This window comes from Pseudomonas sp. CCOS 191 (assembly GCF_001007005.1).
GTDB lineage: Bacteria > Pseudomonadota > Gammaproteobacteria > Pseudomonadales > Pseudomonadaceae > Aquipseudomonas > Aquipseudomonas soli.
On sequence record NZ_LN847264.1, the window covers coordinates 2,374,980 to 2,394,981 of the forward strand.

At 66.3% G+C, this 20,002-nt stretch carries 19 protein-coding genes; 13 read left to right on the forward strand and 6 right to left on the reverse strand.

What is annotated here, in order from left to right:
• Window positions 1-11 precede the first annotated feature (11 nt).
• Both CCOS191_RS10900 and CCOS191_RS10905 read right to left on the reverse strand, forming a co-directional pair.
• Complete coding sequence (locus tag CCOS191_RS10900) at window positions 12-740, reverse strand: class I SAM-dependent methyltransferase (RefSeq protein ID WP_046855205.1); 729 nt, start codon at window positions 738-740, stop codon at window positions 12-14.
• Window positions 737-2,164, reverse strand: a complete 1,428-nt coding sequence (locus tag CCOS191_RS10905) for an MFS transporter (RefSeq protein ID WP_046855206.1) — start codon at window positions 2,162-2,164, stop codon at window positions 737-739. Before CCOS191_RS10905 ends, CCOS191_RS10900 begins: the two co-directional genes overlap by 4 nt.
• Window positions 2,165-2,298: 134 nt before the next feature.
• Between CCOS191_RS10905 and CCOS191_RS10910 the strand changes: the two genes are divergently transcribed.
• The 3 genes from CCOS191_RS10910 (at window position 2,299) to CCOS191_RS10920 (ending at window position 3,479) form a co-directional block, all read left to right on the forward strand.
• Window positions 2,299-2,619: a YbjQ family protein gene (locus tag CCOS191_RS10910; RefSeq protein WP_023632483.1), complete on the forward strand. Its 321-nt coding sequence runs from the start codon at window positions 2,299-2,301 to the stop codon at window positions 2,617-2,619.
• A 140-nt stretch (window positions 2,620-2,759) separates the two neighbouring features.
• Complete coding sequence (locus CCOS191_RS10915; protein ID WP_023632482.1) at window positions 2,760-2,948, forward strand: hypothetical protein; 189 nt, start codon at window positions 2,760-2,762, stop codon at window positions 2,946-2,948.
• A 225-nt stretch (window positions 2,949-3,173) separates the two neighbouring features.
• The gene (locus CCOS191_RS10920) at window positions 3,174-3,479 is read left to right on the forward strand and encodes a hypothetical protein (RefSeq protein ID WP_046855207.1); all 306 of its coding nucleotides are present in this window, start codon (window positions 3,174-3,176) and stop codon (window positions 3,477-3,479) included.
• Window positions 3,480-3,532: 53 nt separating this feature from the next.
• On the opposite strand, the gene CCOS191_RS10925 is transcribed toward CCOS191_RS10920, so the two are convergent.
• From CCOS191_RS10925 to ampC, 3 genes are all read right to left on the reverse strand, one after another.
• Entirely contained in the window at window positions 3,533-3,865 is a 333-nt protein-coding gene (locus tag CCOS191_RS10925; RefSeq protein WP_046855208.1) for a hypothetical protein, read from the reverse strand.
• A gap of 306 nt (window positions 3,866-4,171) precedes the next feature.
• A complete protein-coding gene (locus CCOS191_RS10930) occupies window positions 4,172-4,795 on the reverse strand; it encodes a glutathione S-transferase family protein (protein ID WP_046855209.1) in 624 nt (207 codons plus the stop codon).
• A 1-nt stretch (window position 4,796) separates the two neighbouring features.
• Window positions 4,797-5,936, reverse strand: a complete 1,140-nt coding sequence (ampC, locus tag CCOS191_RS10935; RefSeq protein WP_046855210.1) for a class C beta-lactamase — start codon at window positions 5,934-5,936, stop codon at window positions 4,797-4,799.
• Between the two features lie 133 nt (window positions 5,937-6,069).
• Here ampC and CCOS191_RS10940 point away from each other — a divergent pair, with 133 nt between their 5' ends.
• Window positions 6,070-7,062: a bile acid:sodium symporter family protein gene (locus tag CCOS191_RS10940; protein ID WP_046855211.1), complete on the forward strand. Its 993-nt coding sequence runs from the start codon at window positions 6,070-6,072 to the stop codon at window positions 7,060-7,062.
• Between the two features lie 34 nt (window positions 7,063-7,096).
• Here the strand turns inward: CCOS191_RS10940 and CCOS191_RS10945 are convergent, their stop codons facing one another.
• Window positions 7,097-8,413, reverse strand: coding sequence for a hypothetical protein (locus CCOS191_RS10945; protein WP_046855212.1), 1,317 nt, complete (start codon window positions 8,411-8,413; stop codon window positions 7,097-7,099).
• A gap of 218 nt (window positions 8,414-8,631) precedes the next feature.
• Between CCOS191_RS10945 and CCOS191_RS10950 the strand changes: the two genes are divergently transcribed.
• From CCOS191_RS10950 to CCOS191_RS10990, 9 genes are all read left to right on the forward strand, one after another.
• Window positions 8,632-9,846 carry a sugar transporter gene (locus tag CCOS191_RS10950; protein ID WP_046855213.1) on the forward strand — a complete coding sequence of 405 codons (1,215 nt, stop codon included), beginning with the start codon at window positions 8,632-8,634 and terminating at the stop codon, window positions 9,844-9,846.
• A 192-nt stretch (window positions 9,847-10,038) separates the two neighbouring features.
• The gene (locus CCOS191_RS10955; protein WP_046855214.1) at window positions 10,039-10,524 is read left to right on the forward strand and encodes a DUF2165 family protein; all 486 of its coding nucleotides are present in this window, start codon (window positions 10,039-10,041) and stop codon (window positions 10,522-10,524) included.
• Window positions 10,525-10,538: 14 nt separating this feature from the next.
• On the forward strand, window positions 10,539-11,633 hold the full coding sequence (locus CCOS191_RS10960; RefSeq protein ID WP_046855215.1) for an efflux RND transporter periplasmic adaptor subunit: 1,095 nt from the start codon (window positions 10,539-10,541) through the stop codon (window positions 11,631-11,633).
• An 18-nt stretch (window positions 11,634-11,651) separates the two neighbouring features.
• A complete protein-coding gene (locus CCOS191_RS10965; RefSeq protein WP_046855216.1) occupies window positions 11,652-14,735 on the forward strand; it encodes a MexW/MexI family multidrug efflux RND transporter permease subunit in 3,084 nt (1,027 codons plus the stop codon).
• Window positions 14,732-16,126: an efflux transporter outer membrane subunit gene (locus CCOS191_RS10970; protein WP_046855217.1), complete on the forward strand. Its 1,395-nt coding sequence runs from the start codon at window positions 14,732-14,734 to the stop codon at window positions 16,124-16,126. Before CCOS191_RS10965 ends, CCOS191_RS10970 begins: the two co-directional genes overlap by 4 nt.
• A 205-nt stretch (window positions 16,127-16,331) precedes the next feature.
• Window positions 16,332-16,553: an MbtH family protein gene (locus CCOS191_RS10975; RefSeq protein ID WP_023632740.1), complete on the forward strand. Its 222-nt coding sequence runs from the start codon at window positions 16,332-16,334 to the stop codon at window positions 16,551-16,553.
• Window positions 16,554-16,557: 4 nt separating this feature from the next.
• A complete protein-coding gene (locus CCOS191_RS10980; protein ID WP_046855218.1) occupies window positions 16,558-17,277 on the forward strand; it encodes a thioesterase II family protein in 720 nt (239 codons plus the stop codon).
• Between the two features lie 1,074 nt (window positions 17,278-18,351).
• Window positions 18,352-18,903, forward strand: coding sequence for an isochorismatase family protein (locus CCOS191_RS10985; RefSeq protein ID WP_046855219.1), 552 nt, complete (start codon window positions 18,352-18,354; stop codon window positions 18,901-18,903).
• Window positions 18,900-19,982, forward strand: a complete 1,083-nt coding sequence (locus CCOS191_RS10990; RefSeq protein ID WP_331711976.1) for a DUF1615 domain-containing protein — start codon at window positions 18,900-18,902, stop codon at window positions 19,980-19,982. Before CCOS191_RS10985 ends, CCOS191_RS10990 begins: the two co-directional genes overlap by 4 nt.
• The last annotated feature ends 20 nt before the right edge of the window (window positions 19,983-20,002 follow it).

Below are 20,002 nucleotides of genomic sequence, written 5' to 3' on the forward strand. Positions count from 1 at the left end.
CGCTTTCTGTATCAGCGGCTGCAGATCAACCCGACTTGCAGGCTGTTCTGCTCGAACAGATCCCAGTACCCCGGCGGATGCGCCTTCTTGCGGATGCCGCTGATCAGCGGGGCGATCCAGCGCACATTGCGCAGGCCCACGTCATGGGCGGCCTGCTCGTAGACCGCCTTGTGCCAGCGGTAGTAGGTGAAGTCCGCCGGCGGCGTGCTCATGAACTGTCCCTGGCAGCGGAAGCCGCCTTCGACCGGCTGTTCGTCCAGTACGCGGATGCCGTACTCGGTGAAGTTGCCGCGGGCCAGGTCGAAGGCCGGGTTGGCGGTGTAGGCAATCAATCGACCGGACGGCTTGAGGTTGAGGGCGACGCTTTCGAACATGCGCCGCAGCTCCTCGACGCTGCCGGCGTAGTTGAACAACCATGCCGCAGTGACTTTGTCGAACTGGCCGATCTGGCCCATCTGCGCCACGTCGCGCACTTCGTAGGCGATGCCGTCGTTGGCCTGGCGCGCCTGGTAGATCATGCTCGGCGAGATGTCCACGCCATGCACCCGCGCCGCGCCCCAGTCCTTCAGGCGGCGGCTGAAGAAACCATGGCCGCAGGCCAGGTCGAGGATCTCCTCGCCGATCACCTCGCCGGCCATGTAGCGAAAGGTGTCGACCTCGACCCCGCGCTGGCTGGCGTGGCTGGTGAAGTCCTCGAACTGCTCGCTGATGCGCTCGTAGACTTCCTTGGATTCCTTCATGGGCACTCCTTGCGTTCAGAGGTGAGGCGCAGCGCCAATGGCAGGGCCAGCAGCGGTGCGCAGGCGAATACGGCGAACAGCCACAGCGCCGCGCTGCGTGCGCCTTCCACGCCACCGGGCTCGACCAGCCCGGCGCTGTTGGCCACCAGGCCGGCCAGGGCCGCGGCCAGCGCGGTGGCATACAGTTGCACGGTGGTGATCGAGGCCGAAGCGAGGTTTTCCTCGCCGGGGCGCGCCGCCTGCAGCACGCGGGTAAGCAAGTGTGGCCAGCCCAGGCCGATGCCCAGGCCGACGCCGGCCAGGGCCAGGGCAAACAGGGCCAGGCCCGGCGTGCTGGCGACCCACGCCAAGGCGGGTGTCAGCAGTGCCAGGGCCAGCAGCGCCAGGGCCACCAGCAGCGGGCCGCAGCGAATCTGCCAGGCACCGCCATCGCGATCACGCCCGGCGCTGGCCAGGGCGCCGACCGTCCAGCCGGCGGCCATCACGGCCGTCAGGTAGCCCGCGGCCAGGGGGCCGAAGCCATGGATGCGCTGCAGGAAGTAGGGCACATAGATCTCGGTGGTGATGGCCGCGACCAGCAGGCACATCATGGCGAACAGTGCGCCCATCGGTTGCCTGAGGCTGTAGGCGCCGGTGGGCAGCAGGTGGTGGCGGGCACGGGGATCGAGGCGGGCGATCAGCGCGGCGATGGCCAGGCCGGCGACGATCCCGCCCAGGTTGACCCACAGTGAGTCGGCCAGGCTGGCCGCGCAGATCGCCAGCACCGAGGCCACCAGGCAGGCGATCAGGCCATAGGCCGGGCGGGCGCCATTGTCGTCCAGCGCCTGGCGCGCCGGCAGGCGCAGGCAGACGATCAGCGCCAGGGCGGCGGCCACCGGCAGCAGCGACCAGAATGCCCAGCGCCAGTGCCCGCCCTCGGCGAACACGCCGCCCACGGCCGGGCCGCACAGTGTGGCCACCCCCCACATCGCCGAGACCAGGGCCATGGCGCGGGGCCACAGGCGGCTCTCGAACACCAGGTGGATCAGCGCATAGCTCAGGGCGAACAGGATGCCGCCGCCCAGGCCCTGCACGCTGCGCCCGACCAGCAGCAGCGGCATGCTGGTGGCCATTGCGCACACTGCCGAACCGAGGGTGAACACCAGCAGTGCCAGCAGGTAGGCAACCCGTGGCCCACCGCGGGCCAGCAGGCGGGTAGAAAGGGTGGAGCCGATGATCGAGGCCACCACGAACAAGGTGGTGTTCCAGGCATAGAAGGCCAACCCGCCGATTTCGTCGATCACCGTGGGCAGCAGCGTGGTGACGATATAGACATTGACGGCGTGCAGGGCGACACCGCCGGCCAGGGCGATCGAGCGCAGCGCATTGCCACCGCTGAGCAATTCGCTCCAGCGTGCGGGGGGCTGTTCGGGGATGGCGGTCATGAAGGCTCCTTGCGTGATCCTGCGCTGGGAGTCTAGGAGCCGGAAAATCATTATTCAAGAAGTTGCTTGTGTAATTTGGCCGCAGTGGATTTGTTAGGATCGTGCTCTTTTGTCTTGTTCCAGGAGCTTCACCCATGATCATCAGCACCACCAGCCAGCTCGAAGGCCGTCCCGTTGCCGAATACCTCGGTGTGGTCAGCGCCGAATCGGTGCAGGGGATCAACTTCGTGCGCGATTTCTTCGCACGCTTTCGCGACTTCTTCGGTGGCCGTTCGCAGACCCTGGAGAGCGCGCTGAAGCTGGCCCGCGAGCAGGCCACCGAGGAGCTTGTGGCGCGGGCACGGCAGTTGCAGGCCGATGCAGTGGTGGGCGTGGACTTCGAGATCAGCATGCCGTCGGTGCAGGGCGGCATGGTCGTGGTGTTCGCCACCGGTACGGCGGTGCGCCTGAAGTAAGGCCAGTTGCCACTGGTCGGGCAAGGAGGTTTTGTCCGGCTGGTCTGCAAATGACCGGCTAGTCTCACTTCAACGGGCCGCTGCTTCACTAGGCAGGTGCATTGCCTGCCGGCACGGTCGCCATTGGAGGGAGTCAGGGCATGAGCGAATCTTTTTTTGAAGACCTGAACGATGCGTTTCCGATCAACAGCCAGGTGCGCTGCGGGCAAGCGGCCTTGCGCCTGGGCTTTGCCAACATGACCCTGGACGAATCGGAGCAACTGCAGCCGGCGCACCTGCAACGGGCCAAGAAGGGGCGGTTCACGCCGCGTGTCCCGTCGAAAAAGTGAAACAGCACAATAGCGGGGCAAGCCCGCTCCCACAGACGTTGCTAGAAATCTGTGGGGGCGGGCTTGCCCCGCGATCATGTTTGTCCGAACACTGCAAAACCGCCCAACGGCACGCATTTCCCGTCATTTCTTGATCCCGCTCATGGTATCGGCGCGTCCCCCTCGCCGCCGGCTCGAGGCTGTGCTTTTCTTGCGCGGCATTTCAGACACGGAGTATCGACTTCAATGCGAATCAGGGAAGAGACCTACTGGCAATGGGCCGATGCACAGTTGCACAGCCGCAGCCATGACGAGGAGTTGAGCGACGGCACCAGCTTCGATGTGCAGGTGCGCCTGTCCAGGGTTGGTGCCACGCAGCTGTTTCTCGGGCTGTACGCCCGCGACGGCAAGGCATTGCTGGAGGAGTACTACCCCTCGCGCCCGGGCGAGACCATGACCCGCGCCCTGGTGTGGGGCGTTGACCGCGCCCGCGCCCTGGCCACGGGCGCCTTGCCGCTGCCCGAAGCCATGCCGCGCAGGCGCCAGGCATGAAAAAGCCCGGCCTTTGTCGGGCCGGGCTCAAGAAACGGTGTAAAGCCGCGGGATCAGTTCAACGCGTCGATCACCTTGATTGCCTGCCGCTCACGGGCGGTCGGCCATTCTTGTTGCAGGGTCTCGAGCACACGACCGACGAAAGAGGTGTCGGCGGCGGCCTTCTTGCCGACGTAGCCCTGGCCACGGCGGTAGACCTTGAAACGGGCGCGCATGCTCGGCATGTGCGATTCGAACTCGTCTTCGACCGTGTTCGGCGGCAGGCGATCCAGGCGGACCTCGCCGGACTGGCTGACCCACAGCAGGTGGTCGTCGAGGCTGTCCTTGCGCGCGGCGAACAGCTGGGCCAGTTGGTCGATGGTTGGATTGTTGTTCAAGTTCATCATAAAGCCCCCATTACTCACATTCGTTGGTGAAGTTCGTCTGAAGTTCACATTGGCGCCACACCATGTAGCGCGCTAACCAAGGCTGCTACAGCAGCTTCGCAACAGGGGCTTTCTCACGCTGCCTTCTGGGCAGTTTCCCTCTCCACGGACGGCCTGCGTTACCGCGCAGGCCGTCTGGAACACCCTTGCCACCGCTCCCGATCAGGGAGACGGCCTCATCATGCACAAGACCCGGGAAGGGCGTCAACAGCTTTGTAGTGAAAATTTTCATGCACTACATCTTGTCTGACAATCCACCTCCGGTGTTCATGGCAAGCCGTTGTCGCCGTGCTCGAGGAAGCCCGGGCGCTGTCGCAGGCGTGCATGGTAGGCGGCAAGCGCTGGCAGCGGCGGGTGCTCCAAGGGGGTGCGTAGCCAGCGGTTCAGTGACAGGCCGATGGCCACGTCGGCCAGGCTGAAGGCGTCGCCGGCGACGAAGGCGCCGGTCGCTTCAAGGCGCTGTTCGAGCAGGCGCATCTTCGCCATCCATTGGGCGCTGGTGCTGGCCAGTTGCGCCGGTTCCTGATGGGCCGGGGACTGGCGCACCAGCGACAGGAACGGGTAGCGCCAGGCGTCGTTGAGGTCGGTAGCCTGCCAGTCCAGCCACTGGTCCACCGCGGCGCGAGCCCGGGGAGCGCCAGGGTAGAGGTGGGCGCCGCCATGCTGGTTGGCGAGGTAGCGCAGGATGGTGTTGGACTCCCACAGGACGAAATCGCCATCGACGATCACCGGCACCATGGCATTGGGATTGAGCCTGAGGAACTCGGGCGAGTCGGTGGACTGGAAGCCGCTACCCCAGTCCTCGCGTACGAACGGCAGGTTCAGTTCGACGCAGGTCCACAGTACCTTGCGTACATTGATCGACGAGGCCTTGCCAAGGACTCTGAGCATGTCAGCGCTCCAGGCTGGAGAAGATGCGCTGTGCGGCGCGTACCCGCTCCTCGTTGGGATAGTTGCGGTTGGCCAGCAGCACGATGCCCATCTGTTTCGACGGCACGAACGCCACGTAGGCGCCAAAACCGCTGGTCGCGCCGGTCTTGTTGTACCAGGCGGCGGATTCGGCGGGCAGTGCCGGGGTCAGTGCGCGGGTGGCGTTGGGCTCGCGGACCAGCCTGGCGCCGTTGTAGTCCAGCAGGGTGTCGAGGGCGACTGGATAGGGGTAGCGCTCCCAGCCCAGGCCCTGGGTCATGGCGCCGACCTGGAAGTAACCGGACTGGGTGATGGCGATGGCTTGGCGCAGGGCGGGGTCGAGTGCGGCCGGTTGCAGTTGCAACTGGACATAGCGCAACAGGTCGCTGGCGCTGGTCTTGATGCCGTAGGCCTGCTCGGCGTAAGGGCCCGGGCTGACCCGCACCGGCTTGTCTTTGGCGTCGTACCCCTGGGCATAGAGGCCACGGACGTTGGCTGGTACTTCCAGGTAGGTGTGCTCGAGGCCCAACCGGGGCAGCAGCCCCTGGGTCATCAGCTCGGCGAATGGCCGCTTCTGCGCGCGAGCTGCCAGGTCACCGAACAGGCCCAGGCTGGGGTTCGAGTAGCAGCGCTGGGTGCCGGGTTCGGCGCGGCGTTGCCAGTGCTGGAACCAGGCCAGGGTCTGCTCCTTCGTCTGCACCTCGTCGGGGAACTGCAGCGGCAGGCAGTCGCCGCTGTAGGCGCCCAGCTCAAGCACCGTGGCGCTGCCGATCGGCGCCTTGGCCAGGGCGGGTTGGTAGCGGCTGGCGGGCGCCGCGAGGTCGAGCTTGCCTTCGGCGCTGGCCAGGGCGGCGAGGGTGGCGGTGTAGGTCTTGCTCACCGAGCCGACCTCGAACAGAGTGTCGCGGGTCACGGCCTGGCCGCTGGCCTTGTCGGCCAGGCCATAGTTGAAGTAATGCGCTTGGCCATTGGCATACACTGCCACGGCCATGCCGGCGATGCCGTGCTCGCGCATCAGCGGCTGGATGACGCCATCGACGCTGTGCTGCAGGTCGCCTGCCAACAGTGGTGGCGCGGCCAGCGTCAGGGCGGTGGCCAGCAGCAGGTGTGGGGGACGTTTCATGGTGCAAGGTTCCTTTTCGTGATTCAGCCGCCGGGTTGTCCGTTGGGCGACACTGACGGGGGTTCCGGCGTTAGCGGCATAAAGGCCGAGACCTTATCGTCCAGGCTTGCACAAAGACAAGACGGAACCTGTGATGAGATATCTGCGCATGCTGTTCGACAACTTCACCCTGGCCCTGCTCGGGGTGGTGTTCATCGCCACCGTGCTGCCGTGCGCAGGCGAGGGCGCGGTGCTGTTTGGGTGGCTGACCAACCTGGCCATCGGCCTGCTGTTCTTCCTGCACGGCGCCAAGCTGTCGCGCGAGGCGATCATCGCCGGTGCCGGCCACTGGCGCCTGCACCTGCTGGTGTTCTCCTGCACCTTCGTGCTGTTCCCGCTGCTGGGGCTGGCGTTCAAGCCGCTGTTCGTGCCGCTGGTGGGCAACGAGCTGTACCTGGGCGTGCTCTACCTGTGCGCCTTGCCGGCCACGGTGCAGTCGGCCATCGCCTTTACCTCGCTGGCCCGTGGCAACGTGCCGGCGGCGATCTGCAGCGCGGCGGCCTCGAGCCTGCTGGGGATCTTCCTCACGCCGCTGTTGGTGGTGATGCTGCTGGGCGCCTCGGGCGACACCGGCTCCGGGCTGGACGCGGTGCTGAAGATCACCTTGCAGTTGCTGGTGCCCTTCGTCGCCGGGCAGATCGCCCGCCGCTGGATCGGTGCCTGGGTCAAGCGCAATGCGCGCTGGCTGAAACTGGTGGACCAGGGCTCGATCCTGCTGGTGGTGTACACCGCGTTCAGCGAGGCGGTGGTGACAGGGTTGTGGCATACGGTGTCGCCGCAGCACCTGGCGGGCCTGTTCGCCGTGTGCGGGATCCTGCTGGCGGTGGTGCTGCTCGGCACGCGGCTGCTCGGGCGGCTGCTGGGCTTCAATCTCGAGGACCGCATCACCATCCTTTTCGCGGGTTCCAAGAAGAGCCTGGCGACCGGCGTGCCCATGGCCCAGGTGCTGTTCGTCGGCGGTGGCATCGGCGCGATGATCCTGCCGTTGATGCTGTTCCACCAGATCCAGCTGATGGTCTGCGCGGTGCTGGCACAACGTTATGCGGCGCGGGTCGAGGAGGGCGAGCAGGCGACGACGGCTTCCTGAGACGGATGCCTTGCCGCAGGCCCGCGCCAGCGACCTACCAGGCCAACGGCCGGTCGAAGCCTTTCCAGCACAACCAGCGCCGCACCTCGCCATGCGCCCCCGTGCCGATCTGCCACTGCGGTCGGCCACGGTCCAGGGCGATCTGCGAAATGAACCCGGCATGGCTGGCTACCACCAGGGTGCGGCCGTCGGCGCTGATGTCCATGGCGCTGATGGTCGAACCAAGATAGTGCTGCCAGTGCTCGTGGCCATCCTCGCCGAAGGCGCGCAGGTAGCCATGGGCGTCACCGACGATGTACTCGCCGTCACGGGCCACCCCGGCATAGACCCTTGCGCCGCACTGTAGCAGTGGCGTGCGCGGATCGTTGCTGTAGAAACCGGTATCCAGCCCCGACAGGTCGGCCACCCGCACGCCGACGGTACTGCCCTGATAGAAGTGGCAGGCATTGAGAATCAACTGGTCGCCCCGGCGGTTGAACAGCGCGAAGTGCGGGTATTCGCTGGCCGGGCCGATCTCTGCGATGCGCCTGAACTGCTCGTCGAGCACCAGGTGACGGCCGCATTGTTCGCCCAGGGCAACCAGCCTGCCGTCCGGTGACAGCGCGGCATGTGCCATGGTCAGGCCCAGGGCGATGTCGTCCGGGTCGGTGCCCTGGCGCAGTTCCGCGAGAATGTCGTCCTCGCGTGGCAGCAGGCGCGTGGCGCCGGCGGCGGCAAGCACGAAGATGCCGTCGCTGCTGACCAGCAGCACCCGCTGGCCATCGGGGAAGGGCAGCAGCGCGGTGGGCGTCGGCGGCAAGTCGAAGGGGTCGAACGGGTAGCCCGCCGGCAAACCTTCCAGGCCATGGGGCCAGGCCAGCCGGGCCACCTGCGGGCCGCCCCAGCCATCGGTCACGCGTACCCCCTCGGCGTTGGCCAGGGCGTAGTAGCGCCGCCCTGGGCAACGCCCGAAGTGCTCGACACCGATCACCGGCGTGACGCCCTGGCCATCGAGGCGCAGCACCTGGCCGCGCTCGAACGGCATGCCGATGCGCACCAGCAGGCTGCCGTCGTCGAGCAGCAGCAGGTTGCCGATGCCCTGGGCCTGTTCGTCGAGCAATGGCAGCAGCGGCAGGTGAGCCGGGGGCCAGGCTTCGCGGAACAGCTGGCGTTGCTGCTCGTCGGTGCCCGGGCGGTTGATGGCCAGCAGCGCCGCCTGCCAGGCCTCGAGCAGGTGCTCGGTGGCCGCTGCCTGTGGTTCCTCCAGATTGTCCCAGCCTTGCGCGCGGCCCTGCGCGACATAGCGGTTGATGGCCTCGGCATAGGCGATGACCGCCTCGCGCCATTGCTGCTGGGGGTGCTGCTTGTCCATGGGCGGATCGAACTCCTTGTTCCGCAGGGTAGGTGATGTGCGACAAAAAGGTGCACGCAGGCGCGCATGGTACTCCGTCCGCACCTGCGGTTGTGAGGCCCCGCCTTGATGCGTACCATGCCGGACATCCTTCCAATAAAAAACGTGCGTCACCGGCCTGGCATCTGGGCAGGCGATGCGCGTCCTGTTGCCTTGTCCGCGGAGAAAAGCGTCTTCACATGAATGGTCCCGTCCCCACCTCCATGCCTCCCACCGCCGGCAGCGGCAGTTGGCTGAGCGTCATCGCCCTGGCGCTGGCGGCGTTCATCTTCAATACCACCGAGTTCGTCCCGGTGGCGCTGCTCAGCGATATCGGCCGCAGCTTCGAGATGAGCACCGCGCAGGTCGGCCTGATGCTGACCATCTACGCCTGGGTGGTGGCGCTGGCCTCGCTGCCGATGATGCTGGTGACCCGCAACATCGAGCGCCGCCGCCTGCTGCTGCTGGTGTTCCTGGTATTCATCGTCAGCCACCTGATGTCGTGGCTGTCGCAGAGCTTCGCCATGCTGCTGGTCAGCCGCATCGGCATCGCCCTGGCCCATGCCGTGTTCTGGGCCATCACCGCGTCGCTGGCGGTGCGCGTGGCGCCGCCCGGCCAGCAGGCCAAGGCGCTGGGCCTGCTGGCCACCGGCACCACCCTGGCGATGGTCATGGGCATCCCGCTGGGGCGCGTGGTGGGTGAGGCGCTGGGCTGGCGCATCACCTTCCTGTGTATCGCCGGGGTGGCGCTGGCGACCATGCTCTGCCTGATGAAGTCGCTGCCGCTGCTACCGAGCCAGAACTCCGGCTCGCTGCGCAGCCTGCCGGTGCTGTTCAAGCGTCCGGCGCTGGTGATCACCTACATGTTGGTGACCCTGGTGATCACCGCGCAGTTCACCGCCTACAGCTACATCGAACCCTTCGCCCTGCACGTGGCGCGGATCAGTGGCGAACACACCACGTTGCTGCTGTTGCTGTACGGCGGTGCCGGGGTGTTCGGCTCGGTGCTGTTCAGCCGCTACAGCGAGCGTTTCCCCCATGGATTCCTCGTGGGCGCCATCGGCGCGCTTGCCGCGTGCCTGCTGTTGCTGTTGCCGCTGTCGGGTAATTTCCAGGTGTTCGCCGCCCTGAGCATGGTCTGGGGCGTGGCGATCCTGAGCTTCAGCCTGGCCTTGCAGTCCAAGACCCTCAAGCTTGCCTCGGATGCCACCGACGTGGCCATGGCGTTGTTCTCCGGTATCTACAACATCGGTATCGGCGGCGGTGCGTTGCTTGGCAGCATTGTCAGCAGCCAGGTGGGCGTGGCGCATATCGGCCTGGTAGGGGGCGGCGTGGCGGTTGTCGGCCTGGTGCTGGCGCTGGCCAGTACCCAGCGCTTTCGCGAAGCCCTGACCCGAGTGCCTGGGCAGGCGTGAGCTTGTCTAGCGCTGCGCTGTCACATTACCTGCCCCGGGCAACGCCGGGGCACTGACCCGCATCAACGCTCCCTCGATCATGCGCCCCTGTAATAGGGGCGCTTGTGTATCGGCAAGGCTGCCTCTAATATCCAAGCGTTTTCTTGTGTAATTGCCTGGCGTCCCGCCCAGGCCATCAATACGGACGTTGATATGGATTTGCACACCTCCCTGTGGCTGTTCCAGGCCATCCAGGCCGTGGGCCTGGCGTTGTGGCTGAGCATCGCGGTATTGAACAACCTGCAGGCTTTCGCCAGCTCCGTCGGCGCCATTGGCGCCACCTTGGCCATGGCGCCACTGCGCCAGCCGCCGGCCATTGAATTCCCCTTGTTGCGCAGGGCCTGTCATTCGGCGGGCCTGGCCCGCGCCGCGCTGCTGGTGATCCTGCTGCTGCAGATCGTCGCCAGCCTGGCGGCCTGGGTCGGCACCTATGGGCTTATCGTCGTGCAGGACCCGCTCATGGCCCGCACCTGGTTGAACCTGGCGCTTGGCGCCTTCCTTGCCTTCACCTTCGCCATGCTGCTCGGGGGCCTGTGGTTCGGCTACTGGATACGCCAGGAAGGTCTGCAACTCACCCACCTGGTGCTGGTGCTGTGGGCGACCCTGGCGTTCTTCCTGTTCAACCTGGATTGGGCCTGAGGCGAGGACGCGCAATGAATAGCAAGGCAATACTTGGCAGTGCCCTGGTGCTGGCCCTGGTCACCGCCGGTGGCCTGGCCTGGCGCCACACCGGGCAGGCCCAGGCCACGGCAGCCGCGCCGCGGCACCTGGTCAAGGTGGCCCTGGCCACGGTACAGAAAGCACCGCAGAAACGCGCCTTCGCCGGCGTCGGCGAGTTGGAGGCGGTGCACCAGGTGCTGGTGTCGGCCGAAATCGGCGGGCGGGTGACGGCGATCAACTTCAGCTCCGGCCAGCAGGTGCGCAAGGGTGATGTGCTGGTCACCCTCAACGATGCCCCGGAGCAGGCCGAGCGCCTGCGCCTGAAGGCCCAGCTGGACAATGCGCGGACCAACTACCGGCGGGTCAAGGACCTGCTGCGCGAGAACGCCGCCACCCAGGAACAGCTGGACAACGCCCTGGCGGCCCGCGACATGGCCCAGGGCGAGCTGGCCCGTACCGAGGCGGTGATCGCCCAGAAGGCGGTGCGCGCACCCTTCGACGGGCGCCTGGGCATCCGCCGGGTGAACCAGGGTCAGTACCTCAATGTCGGCGACCCGGTGGTCAGCCTGATCGACACCCGCAGCCTGTACGTAAACTTCTCCCTCGAGGAGCAGCTCAGTGCCCAGCTGCGCACCGGCCAAGCGGTCGAGGTGCGCTTGGACGCCTTCCCCGATACGGCCTTCACCGCGCATATCACCGCCATCGACCCCTTGATCGGCCGTTCGCGCACGGTGCAGGTGCAGGCCACCCTGGCCAAGCCCGATGCGCGCCTGTCGGCCGGCATGTATGCCAGCGTGCAGGTAGCCAGCCCCGATGACGGCCAGGTGCTGACCGTGCCGGAAACCGCCGTGGCCTACACCGCTTACGGCGACACGGTGTTCGTCGCCCGCCACGATGCCGCCGCCGATGCCCTGGTGGTCCAGCGCGTGGCAGTGCGTACCGGTGAACGCCAGGCCGGCCGGGTGGTGATCGAGCAGGGCTTGCGCGAGGACGACCAGGTAGTGGTGTCCGGGCAGTTGCGCCTGAGCGACGGCGCCGCCGTGCAAGCCACCGAAGACACCCTGCAGGCCCCGGCCAGCGGCGCCTGACCCCAGCGAGAAAACGCCATGACATTCACCGACCTGTTCGTGCGCCGGCCTGTGCTGGCGCTGGTGGTCAGCACCTTGATCCTGCTGCTGGGGCTGCTGTCGCTGCTGCAGTTGCCGATCCGCCAGTACCCCTTGCTGGAAAGCTCGACCATCACCGTGACCACCGAGTACCCCGGCGCCCCCGCCGAGCTGATGCAGGGTTTCGTTACCCAGCCGATCGCCCAGGCGGTGTCGTCGGTGGAGGGCATCGACTACCTGTCGTCCTCGTCGGTGCAGGGCCGTAGCCTGGTGACCGTGCGCATGGAGCTGAACCGCGACTCGACCCAGGCCCTCACCGAGGTGATGGCCAAGGTCAACCAGGTGCGCTTCCGCCTGCCGGAGCGGGCCTACGATCCGGTGATCGAGCGCTCGGCCGGCGAGTCCACGGCGGTGGCCTACATCGGCTTCGCCAGCGCGAGCCTGCCGATCCCGGCCATGACCGACTACCTCACCCGGGTGGTCGAGCCGCTGCTCAGCACCATCGAGGGCGTGGCCAAGGTCCAGGTGTTCGGCGGCCAGACCTTGTCCATGCGCCTGTGGATCGACCCGGCGCGCCTGGCCGCCCGGGGCCTGACCGCGGCCGACGTGGCCGAGGCGGTGCGCCGCAACAACTACCAGGCGGCGCCGGGCAAGGTGAAGGGCCAGTACGTGATCGCCAACATCCGCGTTGACACCGACCTGACCTCGGTCGGCGATTTCCGCGAGCTGGTGATCCGTAACGACGGCAACGGCCTGGTGCGCATCCGCGACATCGGCACGGTCGAGCTGGGCGCGGCTTCGGCCGAGACCAGCGCCAGCATGGACGGCGTAGCGGCGGTGCACCTGGGGCTGTTCGCCACCCCGGGCGGTAACCCGCTGGTGATCGTCGACGGCATCCGCCAATTGCTGCCGCAGATTCGCCAGACCCTGCCGCCGGACGTCAAGGCCGAGCTTGCCTTCGAGACGGCGCGCTTCATCCAGGCCTCCATCGACGAGGTCACCAAGACCTTGCTCGAGGCCCTGGCAATCGTCGTGGTGGTGATCTACCTGTGCCTGGGCTCGCTGCGCACGGTGCTGATTCCGGTGGTGACCATCCCGCTGTCGATGCTCGGCGCCGCGGCGTTGATGCTGGCGTTCGGCTTCAGCGTCAACCTGCTCACCCTGCTGGCCATGGTGTTGGCGGTGGGGCTGGTGGTGGACGACGCCATCGTCGTGGTGGAGAACGTCCACCGCCATATCGAGGAAGGGCGCACCCCGGTGGCGGCGGCGTTGATCGGCGCCCGTGAGGTAGCCGGGCCGGTGATCGCCATGACCATCACCCTGGCGGCGGTGTACGCGCCGATCGGCATGATGGGCGGCCTGACCGGCGCGCTGTTCCGCGAGTTCGCCCTGACCCTGGCCGGAGCGGTGGTGGTCTCCGGCGTGGTGGCCCTGACCCTGTCGCCGGTGATGAGCTCGTTCCTGCTCGATGCCCGCCAGTCCGAGGGGCGCATGGCCCATGCGGCCAACCGTTTCTTCGACTGGCTGGCCGAGCGCTACGCCCATGTGCTGGGCTTCTCGCTGAAACACCGCTGGATCAGCGTCGGTTTCGCCTTGCTGGTGCTGGTTAGCCTGCCGCTGCTGTACGCCTTGCCGCAGCGCGAGCTGGCGCCGACCGAGGATCAGGCCGGGCTGCTCACTGCGATCAAGGCGCCACAGCACGCCAACCTGGCCTATGTCGAACGCTTCGCCGACAAGCTCGACGCGGTCTACCGGACCCTGCCAGAGACCGTCAGCACCTGGATTATCAACGGTAGCGACGGCATCGCCTCAGGTATTGGCGGCATCAACCTGCAACCGTGGAACGAGCGCGAACGCAATGCCTCGCAGATCCAGCTCGACCTGCAGGCGGCGGTGAACGATGTCGAGGGCACCAGCATCTTCGCCTTCCAGCTGCCCGCGCTGCCGGGCTCCACCGGCGGCCTGCCGGTGCAGATGGTGCTGCGTAGCTCGCAGGACTACCGAGTGCTGTTCGACACCATGGAGCAGGTCAAGGCCAAGGCGCGGCAGAGCGGCCTGTTCGCCGTGGTCGACAGCGACCTGGACTACAACAACCCGGTGGTGCAGGTGCGCGTCGACCGGGCCAAGGCCAACAGCATGGGTATCCGCATGCAGGACATCGGCGAGTCGCTGGCGGTGCTGGTGGGCGAGAACTACCTCAACCGTTTCGGCCTGGATGGCCGCTCCTATGATGTGATCGCGCAGAGCCCGCGCGACCAGCGCCTGACCCCGCAGGCCCTGACCCGGCAGTACGTGCGCAGCGAGGAGGGCAGGCTGGTGCCGCTGTCCACCGTGGTGCAGGTCAGCGAGCAGGTCGAGCCCAACCGCCTGACCCAGTTCAACCAGCAGAACGCCGCGACCTTCCAGGGTATTCCGGCGGCCGGCGTCACCCTGGGCGACACCGTGGCCTTCCTCGAGCAGGTCGCCGCCGAGTTGCCGGCGGGCTTCAGCATCGACTGGCAGTCCGACGCGCGCCAGTACCAGCAGGAAGGCAATGCCCTGATGCTGGCCTTCCTCGCCGCCGTGGTGGTGATCTACCTGGTGCTGGCGGCGCAGTACGAGAGCCTGGTCGATCCGCTGATCATCCTGATCACCGTGCCGCTGTCGATCAGTGGCGCGCTGCTGCCACTGGCGCTGGGGGTGGCCACGGTGAACATCTACACGCAGATCGGCCTGGTGACGCTGATCGGCCTGATCAGCAAGCACGGCATCCTCATGGTCGAGTTCGCCAACACCTTGCAGGCCGAGCAGCATCTGGACCGGCGCACGGCCATCGGCAAGGCGGCGCAGATCCGCCTGCGGCCGATCCTGATGACCACGGCGGCCATGGTGGTGGGCCTGATCCCGCTGTTGTTCGCCTCCGGAGCCGGCGCCGCCAGCCGCTTCGGGCTCGGCGTGGTGATCGTCACCGGGATGCTGGTCGGCACCTTGTTCACCTTGTTCGTGCTGCCGACCATTTACAGCCTGCTGGCCCGTGACCATGCCAGCACGGCGCGTTCGGCGCGGGCCCGCTCGTTGGCCGAAACCCTGGAGAGCCAGCCATGAAGCCGGTATTCGTCGTATCCCTGATGGCCCTGGCCTTGTCGGCCTGCAGCGTCGGCCCCGACTACCGCAAGCCCGAGGCACCTGTAAGTGGCCTGCACAGTCCGCAGCGCGCCGCCTTCGCCGCCCGTGGCGAGATGCCGGAGCAGTGGTGGCGGTTCTTCGACGATCCGCAACTGGTGCGCCTGGTCGACCAGGCCCTGGCCAACAACCACGATATCCGCCAGGCTCATGCCAACCTGCTGGCGGCGCGGGCGCTGTTCGACGACCGCAGCCTCGACCGCTACCCCTGGGTCACTGCCCGCGCCGGCTACAACCAGAGCCTGGAGCAGCAGCAACCGGCCGATGGCAGCGACCCGCGACGCATGCGCACCGAGCAGTACCGCGCCGGGTTCGACGTGCAGTGGGAGATCGACCTGTTCGGCCGGCTGCAACGCCTGACCGATGCCGCCGAGGCGCGTGCCGACGCGGCGGCGGCGGACCTGCGCCAGGTGCGCCTGAGCATCGCCGCCGAAGTAGCGCGCAACTACTACCTCAAGCTCGGCCTCAAGCGCAGCCTCGTCGTGGCCGAGGACCAGGTCGAGGCCTGGCGCGAGACCCTGCAACTGACCAGCGCCCAGGTGCGCGCCGGCAGTGGCCAGTACGAGGATCAGCAGAACGCCCATGCCAACCTGTTGCTCAGCGAGGCCGCGGTACCGCCATTGCAGGCGGCCATCGAGCAGGCCAGCTATCGCCTCGATGTGTTGACCGGGCAGGTGCCGGGCAGCCTGGAGCAGGGCGCCGCACCGTTCCTGCCGCCGTTGGCGCGCCAGTTGCCGCTGGGCGACGTCGATGCGCTGATTGGCCAGCGACCTGATGTGGTCAGTGCCGAGCGCGAGCTGGCGGCCAGCACCGAGGACGTCGGTGCGGCCACTGCCGAGCTGTACCCGCGCCTGGACCTGGGCGGGTTCATTGGTTTCTTCGCCTTGCGCAGCGGCGACCTGGGCAGCGCGGCCCGCGCTTATGAGCTGGCGCCGATGGTCACCTGGCCGGCCTTGCGCCTGGGCAATGCCCGTGCGCGCCTGCGGGTGCGCGAGGCGCTGGCCGAGGGCAGCCAGGCGCGCTACCAGCAGGCGGTGCTGCTGGCCCGCGAGGAAGTGGAGAACGCCGTCACGCAACTGGTGCGCAACCAGGCGCGGCTGCAAAGCCTGGTAGCCTCGGCCGGGCACGGCAGCGAGGCCATCGATATCGCCAACAAGCGCTATCGGCGCGGCGCCGGCACCTACCTGGCGGTGCTCGAGAACCAGCGCGCGCTGTTCTTGATCAAGCGCGAGGTGGCGGAGGCGGAGACGGCCTCGTACCTGGATGCGATTGCGCTGTACAAGGCCTTGGGATGGGGGAGTGAATCCCAGTAGCACCAGACGATATCCTGTCGTGCAACCAAGCCTGGCAAACGTAGGAGCGGATTCATCCGCGATGCGCCGCGCGGGCGGCGCTCGATCTTGAGCGCGCCGCAATGCTATCGTCGAGCGCCCCTAATTTTCCCCGTGCTCTTTTCGTTTTCATGGAAGCCGCCCTGCGCCCGGCGCGTTCGGCCCTCATCATTCAAGGAGACAGGCAATGACTTCCGTTTTCGACCGCGACGATATCCAGTTCCAGGTAGTGGTCAACCACGAAGAGCAGTATTCCATCTGGCCCGACTACAAGGCGATCCCCAATGGCTGGCGCGCGGTGGGCAAGAGCGGCCTGAAGAAGGACTGCCTGGCCTACATCGACGAAGTCTGGACCGACATGCGCCCGCTGAGCCTGCGCCAGAAGATGGCCGAAGTCGCGGCGCAATAAGGCGGTGTCGACCCTGAACCTGCTGTGCCTGCCGTATTCCGGTGCCAGTGCGATGGTCTACAGCCGCTGGCGGCGCAAGCTGCCGGCCTGGCTGCAGGTGCGCCCGGTGGAGCTGCCCGGGCGCGGTGCGCGCATGGCTGACCCGCTGCATACCGACCTGCGGGCCCTGGCCCGGCAGTTGGCCCATGAGCAGCGCGCCGTCACCCATGCGCCTTACGCCGTGCTCGGGCACAGCCTGGGGGCGCTGGTCGCCTTCGAGCTGGCCCATGAACTGCGTGCACTCGGCTGCCCGCCGCCAGTGGCTTTGTTCGCCTGCGGCACTGCGGCGCCGACCCGGCGCGAGGATTACGCCGGTGGCAAATGGACCGAGCCGCGTGGCGATGCCGAATTGATCGCCGAGCTGCGCAAGCTGGGTGGTACCTCCGAGGAAGTGCTGGCCAACGAAGAGCTCATGAGCCTGACCTTGCCGATCGTGCAGGCGGATTTCCTGCTTTGCGGCCGCTATGCGTACGAGCAGCGCCTGCCGCTGCAATGTCCCTTGCATGTATTCGCCGGCGAGAACGATCGCGCCAATGACGAACAGTTGCAGGCCTGGGGGCGGGAGACGGTTGGCGAGTATTCGCTGGCGAAGTTTCCGGGAGGGCATTTCTTTATTCATGAACATGAAGATCGTGTGCTTGATGTGCTTTGTAGGACATTGGAGCCATTGCGGCTTTGTGCGTGATAGACAGGGCGGTTTTTAGAATTCGTCTTGTAGTTTGATAGTTCTACAGTGGCCTCATGCCTTATTTTCGGCGAGAGGCTGCTGCATATAGAAAACTTCCAATTACCAATCCAAAGCTTTTTTCTTGCTCTTGCTCTTGCTCTTGCTCTTGCTCTTGCTCTTGCTCTTGCTCTGCTTTTGCTTCTAAGTGCGCGATAGTTCAGGCGACACAAATTGCGACTTCAGGAGGCCGAACGGAGGTCTTGCGAAGGGAGGTGACGGGCATGGATGCCCGTCAAGCGCTGCGCCCCAGGATGGGGCGTTCAGCGCGGTCCTCCCGGGAGCAAGGCCGGAGTGAGGGGACCCCGGAGCGAAGCGTAGGGGCCGGATGAATGGAGCTAGGATTTTTTGGTTCCTTTTTGATCCTTCAAAAAGGGACCCGCCGTAAGGGCGGAAAGGTGATTATGCGTCACCATCGCAAATGAATGCGCATATAACTTTCGAGACGCACGCTGTGTAAGTCAAAGTCAAAGTCAAAGTCAAAGTCAAAGTCAAAGTCAAAGTCAAAGTCAAAGTCAAAGTCAAAGTCAATCGGCATCGGTTTTTATAGTTGTAAGCGCATTCATTTACGATGTCGACGCGCATTCACCTTTTCGCCCTTACGGCGAGTCACTTTTTGTCAAACGCGACAAAAAGTAACCAAAAAACGCTGCGCTCCATTCATCCGGCCCTCCGCTTCGCTCCGGGTCCCCTCACTCCGGCCTTGCTCCCGGGAGGACCGCGCTGAACGCCCCATCCTGGGGCGCAGCGCTTGACGGGCATCCATGCCCGTCACCTCCCTCCGCAAGACCTCCGTTCGGCCTCCTGAAGTCGCGAAGTTACGGGCGGCGCCTGGGATGACGCAGCTGTCGCTAGCTGGGTAGGGCGCTAGACTCCTGATCGGCAACGGCAACGGCAACGGCAACGGCAACGGCAACGGCAACGGCAACGGCAACGGCAACAGAACCGCAACGGCAACTTGCCCAGGTGCTGCTTTGATTGACGTCATCCCGCGCCTGGGTAAGGCTAGCCTTTTCCCCAGGCATGAGGCTGACAATGCTGATCGATCCTCGCAAGGCCACGCTGTTGGTAGTCGATATCCAGGAAAAACTCATCGGTGCCATGAGCGATCCCGAGGGCACTGCGGCCCGCGCCCGCTGGCTGCTGGCGGCAACCGCCGAACTCGAACTGCCCACCGTGATCTCCGAGCAATACCCCAAGGGCCTGGGCCACACCCTGTCCGCCCTCAAGGCCGCGGCGCCAGCCGCTGAGGTCGTCGAGAAAATGCACTTCTCCTGTGTCGCCGCCGAATGCCTGCCGCCCAGCCTGCTGGCGCGCGAGCAGGTCATCGTCTGTGGCATGGAGACCCATGTCTGCGTGCTGCAGACCGTGCTCGGCCTGCTGGCCCTGGGCAAGCAGGTGTTCGTGGTCGAGGATGCCTGCGACAGCCGCACCCCGGCCAGCAAGGCGGCGGGCCTGGCGCGCATGCGCGATGCCGGGGCGCAGGTGGTCACCCGCGAGATGGTGCTGTTCGAATTGCTGGGCAGCTCCAGTCATCCGCTGTTCCGCCAGATCAGCAAGACCTACCTGGTGGGGGAGCAACCCTGAACGGGCGTCTGTTGGCCAGCGGGCTGCTGGCGCTGGGCCTGCTGCAGGGCTGCGCCGGGCGCCGCGAAGAGGCGGCGGAGGCCGATCCGGCCAAGGTCCGCGCCCAGCTCATGCGCCTGCTGCCGGCCCAGGTCAAGGACCGTCAGGGCTGGACCGAGGATATCCAGGTGGCGTTCCAGGCCCAGGGCATCAGCCCGAGCAAGAGCAACCTGTGCGCCGTGCTGGCAGTGACCGAGCAGGAGTCCACCTTCAATGCCGACCCTCAAGTGCCAAACCTGGGGCGCATCGCCCGGGAGGAGATCGACCGCCGGGCGGCGCGGCTGCATGTGCCCCAGCTGCTGGTCGATGGCGCCCTGAGCACGCCTTCGGCCAACGGCAAGACCTATCAGCAACGTCTGCTCGCCGTGCGCAGTGAAAAACAACTGAGCGCCCTGTACGACGAGGTGATCGGTGGCCTGCCGCTAGGGCGCTCGCTGCTGGGCGGGCTGAACCCGGTGCGTACCGGCGGGCCGATGCAGGTCAGCGTGGATTTTGCCGAAAAGCACGCCAAGGGCTATCCCTACGACCACCCGGGCAGCATTCGCCAGGAGGTGTTCAGCCGCCGTGGCGGGATGTACTTCGGTATTGCCCACCTGCTGGGTTATCCGACCCATTACCAACGCCAGCTATACCGCTTCGCCGACTTCAACGCCGGCTGGTACGCCAGTCGCAACGCCGCGTTCCAGGCGGCGCTGAGCCGGGCCAGTGGGGTAACGCTGGCGCTCGACGGCGACCTGATTGCCCCCGGCGCGATCATGCCCGGTACCACCGAGCAGGCGGCGCGCAAGCTGGGCGCGAAGTTGGGGCTGCGCAATCCGCAGATCAGGGCGCAGCTGGAGACAGAGAACGACCTGGCGCTGGAGGAGACCGAGCTGTACCGCAAGGTCTTTGCCCTGGCCGAAGCAAAGGCCGGCAAGCCCTTGCCAAGGGCAGTGCTGCCGGGGATCGAGCTGAAAAGTCCGAAGATCACTCGCAAGCTGACCACGGCGTGGTTTGCCGGCAGGGTGGATGAGCGTTATCAGCGTTGCATGAAGCGTTGATGAGGTTCATGCAGGAGCGG